The organism is Pandoraea pulmonicola (genome assembly GCF_000815105.2).
Taxonomy (GTDB): Bacteria; Pseudomonadota; Gammaproteobacteria; order Burkholderiales; family Burkholderiaceae; genus Pandoraea; species Pandoraea pulmonicola.
On sequence record NZ_CP010310.2, the window covers coordinates 2598838 to 2612126 of the forward strand.

13 protein-coding genes are annotated in these 13289 nt (G+C 62.4%); all 13 read left to right on the forward strand.

Annotated elements, in window-relative coordinates; all coding sequences use genetic code 11:
* Window positions 1–443 precede the first annotated feature (443 nt).
* The 13 genes from rpsB (at window position 444) to lpxA (ending at window position 13289) form a co-directional block, all read left to right on the forward strand.
* Window positions 444–1193 carry a 30S ribosomal protein S2 gene (gene rpsB, locus RO07_RS11465; RefSeq protein ID WP_023596248.1) on the forward strand — a complete coding sequence of 250 codons (750 nt, stop codon included), beginning with the start codon at window positions 444–446 and terminating at the stop codon, window positions 1191–1193.
* Window positions 1194–1347: 154 nt separating this feature from the next.
* Window positions 1348–2229 carry a translation elongation factor Ts gene (tsf, locus tag RO07_RS11470; protein ID WP_039410822.1) on the forward strand — a complete coding sequence of 294 codons (882 nt, stop codon included), beginning with the start codon at window positions 1348–1350 and terminating at the stop codon, window positions 2227–2229.
* 97 nt (window positions 2230–2326) lie between these two features.
* Window positions 2327–3040 carry a UMP kinase gene (gene pyrH, locus RO07_RS11475; protein WP_010803863.1) on the forward strand — a complete coding sequence of 238 codons (714 nt, stop codon included), beginning with the start codon at window positions 2327–2329 and terminating at the stop codon, window positions 3038–3040.
* A gap of 84 nt (window positions 3041–3124) precedes the next feature.
* Window positions 3125–3685, forward strand: coding sequence for a ribosome recycling factor (frr, locus tag RO07_RS11480; protein WP_039410824.1), 561 nt, complete (start codon window positions 3125–3127; stop codon window positions 3683–3685).
* Window positions 3686–3746: 61 nt separating this feature from the next.
* Window positions 3747–4529, forward strand: a complete 783-nt coding sequence (gene uppS, locus RO07_RS11485) for a polyprenyl diphosphate synthase (protein WP_039410826.1) — start codon at window positions 3747–3749, stop codon at window positions 4527–4529.
* On the forward strand, window positions 4529–5338 hold the full coding sequence (locus tag RO07_RS11490; protein WP_039410828.1) for a phosphatidate cytidylyltransferase: 810 nt from the start codon (window positions 4529–4531) through the stop codon (window positions 5336–5338). Before uppS ends, RO07_RS11490 begins: the two co-directional genes overlap by 1 nt.
* Before the next feature lie 2 nt (window positions 5339–5340).
* Window positions 5341–6540 carry a 1-deoxy-D-xylulose-5-phosphate reductoisomerase gene (gene ispC / locus RO07_RS11495; RefSeq protein WP_039410830.1) on the forward strand — a complete coding sequence of 400 codons (1200 nt, stop codon included), beginning with the start codon at window positions 5341–5343 and terminating at the stop codon, window positions 6538–6540.
* 43 nt (window positions 6541–6583) lie between these two features.
* Window positions 6584–7984 carry an RIP metalloprotease RseP gene (gene rseP / locus RO07_RS11500; protein WP_039410832.1) on the forward strand — a complete coding sequence of 467 codons (1401 nt, stop codon included), beginning with the start codon at window positions 6584–6586 and terminating at the stop codon, window positions 7982–7984.
* Between the two features lie 72 nt (window positions 7985–8056).
* Window positions 8057–10360, forward strand: a complete 2304-nt coding sequence (gene bamA / locus RO07_RS11505; protein ID WP_039410834.1) for an outer membrane protein assembly factor BamA — start codon at window positions 8057–8059, stop codon at window positions 10358–10360.
* A gap of 52 nt (window positions 10361–10412) precedes the next feature.
* Window positions 10413–10940 (forward strand): OmpH/Skp family outer membrane protein, encoded by a 528-nt coding sequence (locus RO07_RS11510; protein ID WP_115088829.1) that lies wholly within the window; start codon window positions 10413–10415, stop codon window positions 10938–10940.
* A 26-nt stretch (window positions 10941–10966) separates the two neighbouring features.
* Complete coding sequence (gene lpxD, locus RO07_RS11515; protein ID WP_039415157.1) at window positions 10967–12025, forward strand: UDP-3-O-(3-hydroxymyristoyl)glucosamine N-acyltransferase; 1059 nt, start codon at window positions 10967–10969, stop codon at window positions 12023–12025.
* The gene (fabZ, locus tag RO07_RS11520) at window positions 12022–12480 is read left to right on the forward strand and encodes a 3-hydroxyacyl-ACP dehydratase FabZ (RefSeq protein WP_039410835.1); all 459 of its coding nucleotides are present in this window, start codon (window positions 12022–12024) and stop codon (window positions 12478–12480) included. The genes lpxD and fabZ overlap by 4 nt, the downstream gene beginning before the upstream one ends.
* 17 nt (window positions 12481–12497) lie before the next feature.
* Entirely contained in the window at window positions 12498–13289 is a 792-nt protein-coding gene (lpxA, locus tag RO07_RS11525) for an acyl-ACP--UDP-N-acetylglucosamine O-acyltransferase (protein ID WP_039410837.1), read from the forward strand.

Genomic DNA, 13289 nt, shown 5'->3' on the forward strand with positions numbered 1-13289 from the left:
GCGGCGGGGATTTCAGCGAGATCCGAGGCGGAATTTCCGATTTTCCCGGCAAGGCGTCGGACGGCAGGCCGAACCGGGCGCAATGCCGCATGAACCGGGCGTTTGCGATATCGAAAAGCAGGCTCACGCGTCACTTGAGCGAAGGCGCTTGGCGATGCTATAATCTCGGGCTAAGTCGAGGACGAGTTGTCAATAAACCCGAGGGTTTCCCCTTGGATTTCAACGATCTTCGCCGGGTTTTTGGGGTGTTTTTGCCCCAATGTGGTGCCAGATGGCGCTGCGCCGGGCGAGGACGGCATCCGTCGCGGCTTGGAACTTTTGAAATCGCGGGCCGGCGCACCCAGGGTGCCCGATCTTCGCAGGCGGGTCATGCAAAGCTGTGTGGCAGTCTGACGAAACGGGTACGGCAGCCGGTCTAAGACCTAACCCTCACGGAGAATCACATGTCTGTCACGATGCGTCAGATGCTGGAAGCGGGCGTCCATTTCGGTCACCAAACCCGTTTCTGGAACCCCAAGATGGCCCCCTATATCTTCGGCCATCGCAACAAGATTCATATCATCAACCTCGAAAAGACGTTGCCGATGTACCAGGACGCACTGAAGTACGTGCGTCAACTGGCCGCCAACCGTGGCACGATCCTGTTCGTGGGCACGAAGCGCCAGGCGCGTGAAATCGTGGCGGAAGCCGCAACGCGCGCCGGTATGCCGTACGTCAACAACCGTTGGCTGGGCGGCATGCTGACGAACTTCAAGACCCTGAAGTCGTCGATCAAGAAGCTCAAGGACATGGAGCAGGCCCTGGAAGCCGGCGAGCAGGAGCGCATGAGCAAGAAGGAAGCGCTGCTGTTCGATCGCGAAATGGCCAAGCTGCAGAAGTCGATCGGTGGTGTGAAGGAAATGGGCGGCATGCCCGACGCCATCTTCGTGGTCGACGTCGGTTACCACAAGATCGCCATCACCGAAGCCAACAAACTGGGCATTCCGGTGATCGCCGTGGTCGATACGAACCACTCGCCGGACGGCGTCGACTACGTCATTCCGGGTAACGACGACTCGAGCAAGGCTGTCGAGCTGTACGTGCAAGGCGTTGCCGACGCCATCCTCGAAGGCCGTGCGAACGCCGTCAAGGAAGTCGTCGAAGCCGTGCGCGGCGATGGCGACGAGTTCGTCGAAGTGAACGAAGAGGCGTAAGCGGCCACCGCTGCGTAACAAAAGGGGCTGCTGGTGGCGCCCCTTTTTTTTAGTCCGATTTCCCCGCGTCGGGTGCGCGGGGCGCCAGCGGCGGGCAGTGAGGCCGTCGGGGCGCCATCCTCATCCGACTGATTCGATATACAGGAGTAACGAGATGCCGGCAATTACTGCAGCAATGGTGGGCGAACTGCGTGCCAAGACCGATGCGCCGATGATGGAGTGCAAGAAGGCGCTGACCGAAGCCGACGGCGACATGGTCCGTGCTGAAGAAATCCTGCGCGTCAAGCTGGGCAGCAAGGCCAGCAAGGCCGCCAGCCGTATCACGGCGGAAGGCGTGATCGCCGCTTACATCGACGGCGGCAAGGGTGCCGTGGTCGAAATCAACTGCGAAACCGACTTCGTCTCGAAGAACGACGATTTCCTGAAGTTCGCCAACGATGTGGCCAAGCTGGTCGCCGAGAAGAACCCGGCCGACGTGGCTGCCCTGTCGGCGCTGCCGCTCGAGGGCAAGACGGTCGATCAGGTGCGCGCCGACCTGATCGGCAAGATCGGCGAGAACATGACGATCCGTCGCTTCCAGCGCTACGAGACGTCGGGCAAGCTGGCTGCGTACCTGCACGGCACGCGCATCGGCGTGGTGGTCGAGTACGAAGGCGCGGATGCGGAAGTCGGCAAGAACGTGGCAATGCACATTGCCGCCATGAAGCCGGTGGCCGTGTCGGGCGACCAGGTTGCGCCGGAACTGATCGAGAAGGAGCGCAAGGTCGCTGCCGAGAAGGCTGCCGAATCGGGCAAGCCGGCCGAGATCGTCGCCAAGATGGTGGAAGGCAGCGTGCAGAAGTTCCTGAAGGAAGTCTCGCTGTTCAACCAGGCTTACGTGAAGGACGACAAGTCGACGGTCGAGCAGATGCTCAAGGCCAACAACACCACGGTCAAGGGTTTTACCATGTTCGTGGTCGGCGAAGGCATCGAGAAGAAGCAGGACGACTTCGCTGCTGAAGTGGCTGCCCAGGTGGCTGCTGCCAAGCAGTCGTAATTCGCGCAGTATGTAGTAACCGGGGGCGGCGGTGCCGTCCCCGTTGTTTCATCCAGAATACCCTCACAGTGCCCGACCAGACTTCTTAAGGACCGCCATGTCTACTCCTTATAAACGCGTACTTCTCAAGCTCTCTGGTGAAGCCCTCATGGGTGACGATGCGTTCGGCATCAATCGCGCGACCATCGAACGGATGGTGGGCGACATTGCCGAAGTCGTTCGCTTGGGCACGCAATTGGCCGTCGTGATTGGCGGCGGCAATATTTTCCGGGGCGTGGCGGGCGGCGCGGCAGGCATGGACCGTGCAACAGCGGACTACATGGGCATGCTGGCCACGATGATGAACGCACTGGCCCTGCAGGACGCCATGCGTCACGCCGGTATCGAAGCGCGTGTGCAGTCCGCGCTGCGCATGGACCAGGTGGTCGAGCCTTACATTCGTCCGCGTGCGATCCGTCAGCTCGAAGAGGGCAAGGTCGTGATTTTCGCCGCCGGTACGGGTAACCCGTTCTTTACCACCGATACCGCCGCTGCGTTGCGCGGCTCCGAAGTCGGTGCGGAAGTCGTGCTCAAGGCGACCAAGGTCGATGGCGTATACTCGGCCGACCCCAAGAAGGATCCCAACGCAGTAAAGTATTCGACCATCAGCTTCGACGAGGCCATCTCGAAGAACCTGCAGGTCATGGACGCGACCGCTTTCGCGCTGTGCCGCGATCAGAAGATGCCGGTGCGCGTGTTCTCGATCGTGAAGCCTGGCGCACTCAAGCACGTCATCCTCGGCGAGGACGAGGGAACGCTCGTCCACGTTTGAGTTCAAATTGCGGCGTCGGCGTGCGTTGCGTGCCTGCGCCGTATTATTTACGTTTGCGTATCAATTCAAGGTTTGGAGGTTGTCATGACCGTTGCTGACATCAAGAAGAATGTCGAGCAAAAAATGCAAAGCTCGATCGAATCGTTCAAGAACAACCTGGCGAAGATTCGTACCGGTCGCGCGCACACCGGCTTGCTCGATCACGTGCAGGTCGACTACTACGGCTCGATGGTGCCCATCTCGCAGGTGGCCAACATCAACCTCGTCGATGGCCGCACGATTGGCGTGCAGCCGTGGGAAAAGAAGATGGTTGCCGCTGTCGAGAAAGCGATCCGCGAATCGGACCTCGGTCTGAACCCGGCCACGCAGGGCGATCTGATCCGCGTGCCGATGCCCATGCTGACCGAAGAGCGGCGTCGTGAGCTGACCAAGCTGGTTAAGTCGGAAGGCGAAAACGCCAAGGTTGCCGTGCGCAACCTGCGCCGCGATGCCAACGAGCAGCTCAAGAAGCTGGTCAAGGACAAGGAAGCGTCCGAAGACGACGAGCGCCGTGGCAGCGACGACGTGCAGAAGCTCACGGACAAGTTTGTCGCGGAAATCGACAAGCTCGTGCAGCAGAAGGACGCCGAGATCATGACGGTCTGAGGGCCTGGGGCACTCACCGTAAGACTCTCGCCGACTTTTGCGACTTCCGCGCCGTATCTCAATGGGTTTTCTCAGCTCTATGCTCACCGTTCCCGAGACAGCGAGCATCCCACGCCACGTCGCCATCGTTATGGATGGCAACGGGCGTTGGGCTACCAGTCGTAAATTGCCGCGCGTAGCGGGACACAAGCGCGGCGTCGACGCCGTGCGCGAAGCGGTGACGGCGTGTGCCGAGCTCGGCGTCGAGTACCTGACCCTGTTCGCGTTCAGTTCGGAGAACTGGCGACGCCCGCAGGACGAGGTCTCGACGCTGATGCAGCTCTTCATCCTCGCGCTGGAGCGCGAAGTGGGCAAGCTGCACAGCAATGGCATCCGTCTACGCGTCATCGGCGCGCTCGAAGCGTTCGAGCCGCGCATTCAGGAGCTCGTCCAGCGTGCCGAAGAGCGCACGCAAGACAACAAGGGCCTCACGCTTACCATCGCCGCCAACTATGGTGGACGCTGGGACATTCTGCAGGCTGCTCGGAAGCTCGCTGCCGCACGCGTTGCGCAGGGCGGGGGCGCGGCGCTGGAACAGGCGTTCAGCGAGGAGGATCTCGCTCCTTATCTGAGCATGGCCTACGCGCCGGAGCCCGATCTGTTTATCCGTACCGGCGGCGACCAGCGGATCAGTAATTTTCTGCTTTGGCAACTGGCGTACACTGAACTGTATTTCACCGAAGAATTCTGGCCGGACTTCAACGCCGAAACGCTCAAGCGGGCGATCGCCGAGTTTCAGCAACGCGAACGCCGTTTCGGTCGTACCAGTGCGCAAGTCCAGAACCCCTCAGGACAATCCGCCTGATGCTCAAGACACGCGTCATTACCGCTGTCGTACTTCTCGCCATTCTGTTGCCTGTGATCTTCGTCGGTACGCCGGCGCAGTTCGCATTGCTCGCGGCCGTCATCGTTGCAGCGGCGGGCTGGGAGTGGGGGCGGCTGGTCGGACTTAACGGTGCCGGCGCGGTTTTCTACGGTGCGCTCGCGCTGCTGGGCGTCGGTCTCACGTGGGGTGGCGGCTGGACTTTCTCGGGCCTCTGGCTCAAGCCCGCGGCCATTTTCTGGCTGCTTGCGGGACCTTACACCTTGATGCGCAAACCTGCGACGAAGGGCGCCTGGCGCGGTCTGTTGCTCGTCGCCGGCCCGGTGCTGCTGATCGCGGCATGGCAGGCGTTGTGCCTGGCACGCGAACGCGGCGTGGCATTCCTGTTGTCGGTGCTCGTGATCGTTTGGCTGGCCGATACCGGCGCCTACTTTGCCGGGCGCGCCTTCGGGCGTCGCAAGCTGGCGCCGTCCATCAGTCCCGGCAAGTCGTGGGAAGGCGCGATCGGCGGATGGCTGCTCGTGCTGGTGGTCGCCGCAGTCGTGCTGGCGAGCGGTCTGCAGGCGCCGACCATCGTCTCCCATCTCGCCAGCACGCTTGGACTGGCTCTCGGCGTTCTGGCGCTCACGCTGCTGGTGGCGTTCTCGGTCGTGGGCGACCTGTTCGAATCTCAACTCAAACGGCAGGCCGGCGTGAAGGATTCCAGCGCGCTGCTGCCCGGCCACGGAGGCGTGCTCGACAGAATCGACGCATTGCTCCCGGTGCTCCCGTTGGCTCTGCTCTTCGTCTGATCATGTCGCAACGTCTCTCCATTCTCGGCTCCACTGGCTCCATCGGCGTCAGCACGCTCGATGTCGTTGGCCGACATCCCGACCGGTTCACCGTTTATGCGCTTTCGGCGCACCGCAATCTGGATCGCCTGTTCGAACAATGCGTCGCGCATCGTCCGCAGGTGGCCGTGGTTGCCGATGCCGACGGGGCTCGTTCGCTGGCAGCGCGTCTGGCCGAGGCCGGACTGAAGATCGAGGTCGCGTACGGTCCCCAGGCGTTGGTGGACGTCGCCGAAGCGTCGCAAGCCACGACCGTCGTGGCGGCGATCGTCGGCGCCGCCGGCCTTCAGTCGACGCTCGCCGCCGCTCGCGCGGGCAAGCGTATTTTGCTGGCGAATAAGGAATCGCTCGTGCTCTCGGGGGCGCTGTTCATGGCAACGGCCGAGCGCGCCGGCGCGACGCTGCTGCCGCTCGACAGTGAGCACAACGCCATTTTTCAATGCCTGCCGCAGGTTGCCGGCGAGAGCCGGATTGCCACGCACGGCGTGGAGAAGCTCGTGCTGACCGCGTCCGGCGGTCCGTTCCGCGAGCGCGAGTTGGCGTCGCTGGAAAATGTGACGCCTGACGAAGCGTGCGCACACCCGAACTGGGTCATGGGCCGCAAGATCTCGGTCGACTCGGCGAGCATGATGAACAAGGGGCTGGAAGTCATCGAGGCCCACTGGCTGTTCAACATGCCGCCCGAGAAGATCGAAGTCCTGATCCATCCGCAAAGCGTGATTCATTCGATGGTCACGTACACGGACGGCTCCACGCTCGCCCAGCTTGGCAACCCCGACATGCGTACACCGATCGCGCACGCGCTGGCGTTCCCCGATCGGGTGACGTCGGGCGTGCCGAGTCTCAATCTTGCGGACATCGCGCGTCTGACTTTCGAAGCACCGGATCTGCGTCGTTTTCCGTGCCTGCGTCTGGCGTTCGATACGCTGCATCGCGGCGGCACGGCGGGGGCGTTGCTCAATGCGGCCAACGAAGTCGCCGTCGCGGCCTTCCTCGAAGGGCGAATCCGCTTCACGGCCATCGCGCAGGTGGTCGAGCAGGTACTCGACGCCGTGCCGGTGGGCGAGGCCACGTCGCTTGACGTCGTGCTCGAAGCCGATCGTCGTGCCCGCGAACTGGCGACCGGCATCGTCGCCAAATTGCCCGCGCCGGCGTTTTCCTGACGCCGCGCCCATGTCGTAACGTCTCCGGGGCCCGATCTCGTTCATGAATCTGCTGACCACGCTGCTTGCTTTCGCCGTCGCCATTGGCGTGCTGGTGGTGTTCCATGAACTGGGCCACTACACGGTGGCACGGCTTTGCGGCGTGAAGGTGTTGCGCTTCTCGGTGGGGTTCGGAGCGCCGCTGCTCAAGTGGACGATGGGGAGAGACCGCACCGAATGGACGGTTTGCGCATTGCCGCTGGGCGGCTACGTTCGCATGCTCGACGAGCGCGACGAGACGCAGATCGTCGCCCCCGAGGACCGGGATCGCGCTTTCAACCGTCAGTCGGTCTACAAGCGCTTCGCCATCGTGGCGGCCGGGCCGATCGCCAACTTCCTGCTTGCCATTGCACTGTACGCCGGCCTGAATCTCGCGGGTGTGACCGAGCCGGTCGCGCGCGTTGCGCCGCCAGCTGCGGGAACGCTGGCCGCACGCGCGGGGCTATCCGGAGGAGAGGTCATTACCGGGGTTCGCGAGAATGGCAACGGTCCCGATGCCGCCGTCGGCGATGAAGCGCCGGTGCGTTCGTGGGAGGATCTGCGCTGGCGACTCGTCGATCCGATGATCGAGGGGCAGCGTGTCACGCTCGTGGCGCGCACGCGCGACGGCCGGGCCGAATACACGCTGGACGCCGCCGGTCAGCACCTCGACGCCGACGGCGATCAGGATTTCATGCAGCGTCTGGGGCTGGTGCCCTCGGCGCGCGTCAAGGTCGGGCAGTTGACGCCCGGGGGCGTGGCCGAGAAGGCCGGGTTGCGCGTCGGCGATGAAATCACGGCGGTCGATGGCAGTCCGCTCACGTCGGCCAAGGCGCTGGTGGATGCCGTGCGCGCCCATCCCGGCAAGCCCATGACGCTCACGGTGCGCCGTGATGGCGGTGTTCGCAACGTGACGCTCACGCCGAGCGCGGAAGTCGATGCGGCGGGCCAGGGTGCGGCAGCCGGGGCGCGCGTGGGCAAGATCGGCGCGGCGCTTGCGAGCCAGATCGACTCGGTAACGGTGCGTTATGGCTTGTTCGAGGCGATCGGTCGCGGCGCGCAGCGCACCTGGGACGTGACCGCCTTCAGCGTGCGCATGTTCGGCAAGATGATCACCGGCCAGGCGTCGCTCAAAAATCTGAGCGGTCCGGTCACGATTGCCGACTATGCCGGGCGTTCGGCGCGGCTGGGTCTCGATTATTTCGTCGCCTTTCTGGCGCTTGTCAGCATTAGTCTGGGCGTATTGAATCTGTTGCCGATTCCGGTTCTGGACGGTGGCTATCTGTTATATTATGCGGTCGAAGCGATTACCGGTCGGGCAGTTTCCGAGCGCTGGCAGGGCGCGCTGCAACGAGTGGGCATCGTTTGCATCCTCGCGCTCTCTGCCGTAGCACTTTTCAACGACCTGTCGAAGTTGCTGCACTAGACAGCGTCACGCGCCTGCCGGTCGCAGGCAAATCCGAGTTTTTACGATTCAATTGTTTCTTGGGGAAGCAAGTTGTCGAATAAATACCACCTTGTTCCGAAGACCCTGGTGATTGCGGTTCTGGCGGCACACAGTTTCCTGGCGCGCGCCGTCGAGCCGTTCGTGGTCAAGGATATCCGAGTGGAGGGCTTGCAGCGCATCGAGCCGGGCACGGTGTTCTCCTACCTGCCGGTCAAGCCGGGTGACAAGTTCAACGACGATAAGGGCACCGAAGCAATTCGTGCCCTTTATGCAACGGGCCTGTTCTCGGACGTGAGCGTTGAAGCGCAAGGCAGCGTGCTGGTGGTGCACGTCAACGAGCGTCCCGCGATCGCGAGCATCGACTTCCTCGGCATCAAGGAATTCGACAAGGACGGTTTGAAAAAGGCTCTGCGTTCGGTCGGCCTGACCGAAGGTCGCACCTTCGACCGCAACCTGCTCGACAAGTCGGAGCAGGAACTCAAGCGTCAATATCTCACGCGCGGTTACTATGCTGCCGAGGTGAAGACGACGGTCACACCGCTCGAGCGCAACCGCGTGGGCATTCAGTTCGCGGTGACGGAAGGCCCGAAGGCAACGATCCAGCAGATCAACTTCGTCGGCAACAAGGCGTTCTCCTCGTCGGACCTGATGTCTGAAATGGAGCTCGGTACGCCCAACTGGCTGTCGTGGTACTCGAAGAACGATCTGTACTCCAAGGACAAGCTCACCGGCGATCTGGAAAAGCTGCGTTCGTTCTATCTGAACCGTGGCTATCTGGAATTCAACATCGACTCCACCGACGTCTCGATCACGCCGGACAAGGATCAGATGTTCCTGACCATCAACCTGCACGAAGGCGAGCCGTACAAGGTTTCGGACGTCAAGCTCACCGGCGAGATGCTCGGCAAGCAGGACGACATCCAGAAGCTCGTGCAACTGAAGGCCGGCGACACGTTCTCCGCCGCCAAGCTGCAGGCGAGCACCAAGGCGATTTCCGATCTGCTCGGCAACTACGGCTTTGCGTTCGCCAATGTGAACGCCCAGCCGACGATCGATCGCAACAACCACACGGTGGCCTTGACGATGACGATCGATCCGGGCCGCCGCGTGTACGTCCGCAAGATCAACATCGTGGGCAACTCCCGCACGCGCGACGAAGTGATTCGCCGCGAACTGCGCCAGCTCGAGAGCTCGTGGTACGACGCCGACCGTCTCAAGCTCTCGCAGGACCGTATCAATCGTCTCGGCTACTTCACCGACGTGAACGTGACGACCGAGCCGGTGGCCGGGTCGAACGATCAGGTCGACCTCCAGGTGAAGGTGGAAGAAAAGCCGACGGGTACGATCAACGTCGGTGCCGGCTTCTCGTCGACCGACAAGGTCGTGCTGCAGGCCGGTATCAGCCAGGACAACGTGTTTGGGTCGGGCACGTCGCTGTCGGTGAACGTGAACACCGGTAAGACCTACCGTACGTTGGCGGTCACGCAAGTCGACCCGTACTTCACGGTCGACGGCGTGAGCCGCATCACCGACGTCTACTACCGTACGTACCAGCCGCTGCTGCTCACGAGCGACTCGGACTTCCGTATCAACACGCTGGGTGGCAACCTCAAGTTCGGTGTGCCGTTCTCGGAAGTCGACACGGTCTTCTTCGGTCTGGGCTTCGAACAGACGCGTCTGCACCTGACGAGCGACGGCACCACGCCGCAGCGCTACGTCGACTACGCGAAGCAGTTCGGTTATGTCAGCAACAACTATCCGCTCACGATCGGCTGGTCGCGCGACTCGCGCGACAGCGCGCTGATCCCGAACCGCGGTCATTATCAGCAGGCCAACCTGGAAGTCGGCACGCCGATCGGGACGACCAAGTACTTCCGTGCCTACTACCAGCACCAGTACTACTATCCGGTGAGCCGCGGTTTCACGCTGGCACTGAACGGCGAAGTGGGCTACGGTCACGGGTTGGGCGGTCAGCCGTTCCCGATCTTCAAGAACTACTTCGCGGGCGGTATCGGTTCGGTGCGTGGTTATGAGCCGAGCTCGCTGGGTCCGCGGGATACGAACGGCGAACCGCTGGGCGGCGCCTCGAAGCTGATCGGTAACATCGAACTGACGTTCCCGCTGCCGGGCACGGGTTACGATCGCACGCTGCGCATCTTCACGTTCTTCGACGGTGGTAACGTGTTCGACAACGGCCAGGCGATTACCGTCAATAACCTGCGCTATTCTTATGGTTTCGGCCTGTCATGGATTTCGCCGATCGGCCCGCTCAAGCTCTCGATGGGTTTCCCGCTCGTCAAGAAGACGGGCGACCAGTACCAGAAATTCCAGTTCCAGGTCGGTACGTCGTTCTGACGACGGTGCACCGACGGGTTCCGCATGAATCATTGTTGTAAGGGGTAATACATTGAACGGTATCCGTAAGCATTGCCTGCGCGGCCTCGCCGCGGCGTTGCTGGCCGGTGTGGCGTTTGCCGCCACGGCTCAGGATGCGCGCATCGCCGCGGTCAATTCGGATCGCATTCTGCGCGATTCTGCACCGGCCAAGGCGGCCCAAGCCAAGCTCGAAGCCGAGTTCTCCAAGCGGGATGCGGATCTGCAGAGCATGGCGCAACGTCTCAAGGCGATGTCGGACAAGCTCGACAAGGACAATCCCACGTTGTCCGATGCCGAGCGCGCCAAGCGTCAGCGTGATCTGGCTGCGGCCGACACCGAGTTCCAGCGCAAGCAGCGCGAGTTCCGTGAAGACCTGAACCAGCGTCGCAACGAAGAACTCGCCGCCGTGCTCGACCGCGCCAACCGCGTCATCAAGCAAATTGCCGAGACCGAAAAGTACGATCTCATCGTGCAGGAAGCAGTCTACGTGAGCCCGCGTATCGACATCACCGATAAGGTGCTCAAGACCCTGAACGGCGGTTCGGGCAGCGGCAAGTGACGGGGGCGTCTTCCATGTCGGGGACACTGTCGGTTTCAATGGCTCAACTGGTGGCCCGCTTCGGCGGAGATCTGGTGGGCGACGGTGAGGTGACGGTCGAGGGCCTCGCGCCGCTGGACCGCGCCGGAGCCCGTCAACTCGCATTCCTGTCCAATCCGCTGTATCTCGCCGAAGTGCCCAAGTCGGGCGCGGCGGCGGTGATTCTCTCCAAGGCCGATTTCGATAAGCTGCCGTCGCACGACGGCCGCACCTGGATCATCGCGCCGAATCCTTACGCGTATTTCGCCCGTGTGGCGCAGATGTTCGCGCAGGCGGCCGCACCAGTGTCCGCGCCCGGGGTTCATCCGAGCGCTGTGGTCGACGCGACGGCTGTCGTGCCGGCATCCTGCGTGATCGGCCCGAACGTCGTCATCGAGGCGGGCGTGCGTCTGGGCGAGCGCGTGCGTCTGATGGCCAACGTCTTCGTTGGTCGCGGCACCACGTTGGGCGACGACGTGCTCGTCTATCCGAACGTCACGATCTATCACACGAGCGTGATCGGCGCGCGTTGCGTGATTCACGCGGGCGCGGTGATCGGCTCCGACGGGTTCGGCTTCGCGCCGGACTTCTCGGCCACGGGCGGCGAGTGGGTGAAGATTCCGCAAGTCGGCCGTGCCGTGATCGAGGACGACGTGGAGATCGGCGCCTCGACCTCCATCGACCGCGGTGCGATGGCCGATACGGTGATCGAGCGCGGCTGCAAGATCGACAACCAGGTGCAGATCGCACACAACGTGCGTGTCGGCGCCTATACCGTGATTGCCGCCTGTACGGGCGTTGCCGGCAGCAGTACCATCGGGAAGTTCTGCATGCTGGGCGGTGCCGTGGGCGTGGCCGGGCATGTGACCATCGGCGACCGGGTCATCGTGACGGCTAAATCGGGGGTCTCGAAGTCGATCCCCGGTCCGGGCACGTATACGAGCGCGTTTCCGGCGATTCCGAACGCCGAATGGAACAAAAACGCGGCGATCATGCGCAATCTGGACAAGATGCGCGATCGTGTGCGTCAACTTGAAGCGAAGGTCAAAGACCTGCAAGACAAATGAGCGAGACCACTATCAATATCGACATCCACAAGATCATGAAGCTGCTGCCGCATCGGTATCCGATGCTGATGGTGGACCGCGTGATCGGACTGGAGCCGCACAAGAACATCAAGGTCATCAAGAACGTCACGATCAATGAGCCGTACTTCACGGGGCATTATCCGCAGCGTCCGGTCATGCCGGGTGTGCTGATCATCGAAGCGATGGCGCAGGCCGCCGCATTGCTGACGTTCTCCGAAGAGCCGGTGCACGACGAAAACACGCTCTACTATTTCGTGGGCATCGAGAACGTCCGCTTCAGGCGTCCTGTCGAACCGGGCGATCAGATCGTGCTCGACATCGATTTCCTGAGCGAACGTCGCGGGTTCTTCAAGTTCAAGGGCAAGGCTCTGGTGGAAGGCGAGATCGCGGCGGAAGCCGAGTTCATGTGCATGGTCAAGAAGAACGGCGAATAACCGGAACCGAGACGCTCATGACGAATATTCATCCCACCGCGGTCGTCGATCGGAACGCGCAACTGGCCGACGGCGTTGTCGTTGGTCCGTATGCGATCGTCGGGCCGAACGTCACGCTCGGCGCCGGGACACAGATTCTTTCGCACACCGTTGTCGACGGTCATACGACGCTGGGCGAGGGCAACAAGATCGGCCCGTTCGCGTCGATCGGCGGCAGCCCGCAGGATATGAAGTACGCAGGCGAGCCGACCCGGCTCGTCATCGGCGACCGCAACACGATCCGCGAATTCACGACGATCCACACCGGTACGGTGCAGGACGGCGGCCTGACCAGCGTCGGCGACGACAACTGGATCATGGCGTATGTGCATATCGCACACGATTGCCACGTGGGCAACCACACGGTGTTTTCCAGCAATGCGCAGTTGGCCGGTCACGTCAACGTCGGTGACTGGGCGATCATCGGCGGCATGACGGGCGTGCACCAGTTCGTGCGCATCGGTGCGCACTCGATGGTCGGTGGTGCGTCGGTACTCGTGCAGGACGTGCCGCCGTTCGTCATCGCGTCGGGCGACCGTGCGGTGCCGTACGGTATCAACGTCGAAGGTCTGCGTCGCCGCAACTTCACGGCCGAAGCGATCACCGCACTGCGTCACGCCTACAAGCTGCTCTACAAGAGCGGACTTACGCTCGACGAAGCCAAGGTGCAGATCGAGGCGTTCGGCAATGCCGGCGCTTCCGACGTCTTCGACGCCGTGCGTACGCTGCTCGATTTCCTCAACACCAGCACGCGCGGTATCGTGCGCTGA

Excerpts from the sequence above, each read along its gene's own strand:
- tsf (WP_039410822.1), top strand. The coding sequence starts at position 1,348 with ATGCCGGCAATTACTGCAGCAATGGTGGGCGAACTGCGTGCCAAGACC.
- frr (WP_039410824.1), top strand. The coding sequence starts at position 3,125 with ATGACCGTTGCTGACATCAAGAAGAATGTCGAGCAAAAAATGCAAAGC.
- fabZ (WP_039410835.1), top strand. The coding sequence starts at position 12,022 with ATGAGCGAGACCACTATCAATATCGACATCCACAAGATCATGAAGCTG.
- rpsB (WP_023596248.1), top strand. The coding sequence starts at position 444 with ATGTCTGTCACGATGCGTCAGATGCTGGAAGCGGGCGTCCATTTCGGT.
- lpxA (WP_039410837.1), top strand. The coding sequence starts at position 12,498 with ATGACGAATATTCATCCCACCGCGGTCGTCGATCGGAACGCGCAACTG.
- RO07_RS11490 (WP_039410828.1), top strand. The coding sequence starts at position 4,529 with ATGCTCAAGACACGCGTCATTACCGCTGTCGTACTTCTCGCCATTCTG.
- rseP (WP_039410832.1), top strand. The coding sequence starts at position 6,584 with ATGAATCTGCTGACCACGCTGCTTGCTTTCGCCGTCGCCATTGGCGTG.
- ispC (WP_039410830.1), top strand. The coding sequence starts at position 5,341 with ATGTCGCAACGTCTCTCCATTCTCGGCTCCACTGGCTCCATCGGCGTC.
- pyrH (WP_010803863.1), top strand. The coding sequence starts at position 2,327 with ATGTCTACTCCTTATAAACGCGTACTTCTCAAGCTCTCTGGTGAAGCC.
- uppS (WP_039410826.1), top strand. The coding sequence starts at position 3,747 with ATGGGTTTTCTCAGCTCTATGCTCACCGTTCCCGAGACAGCGAGCATC.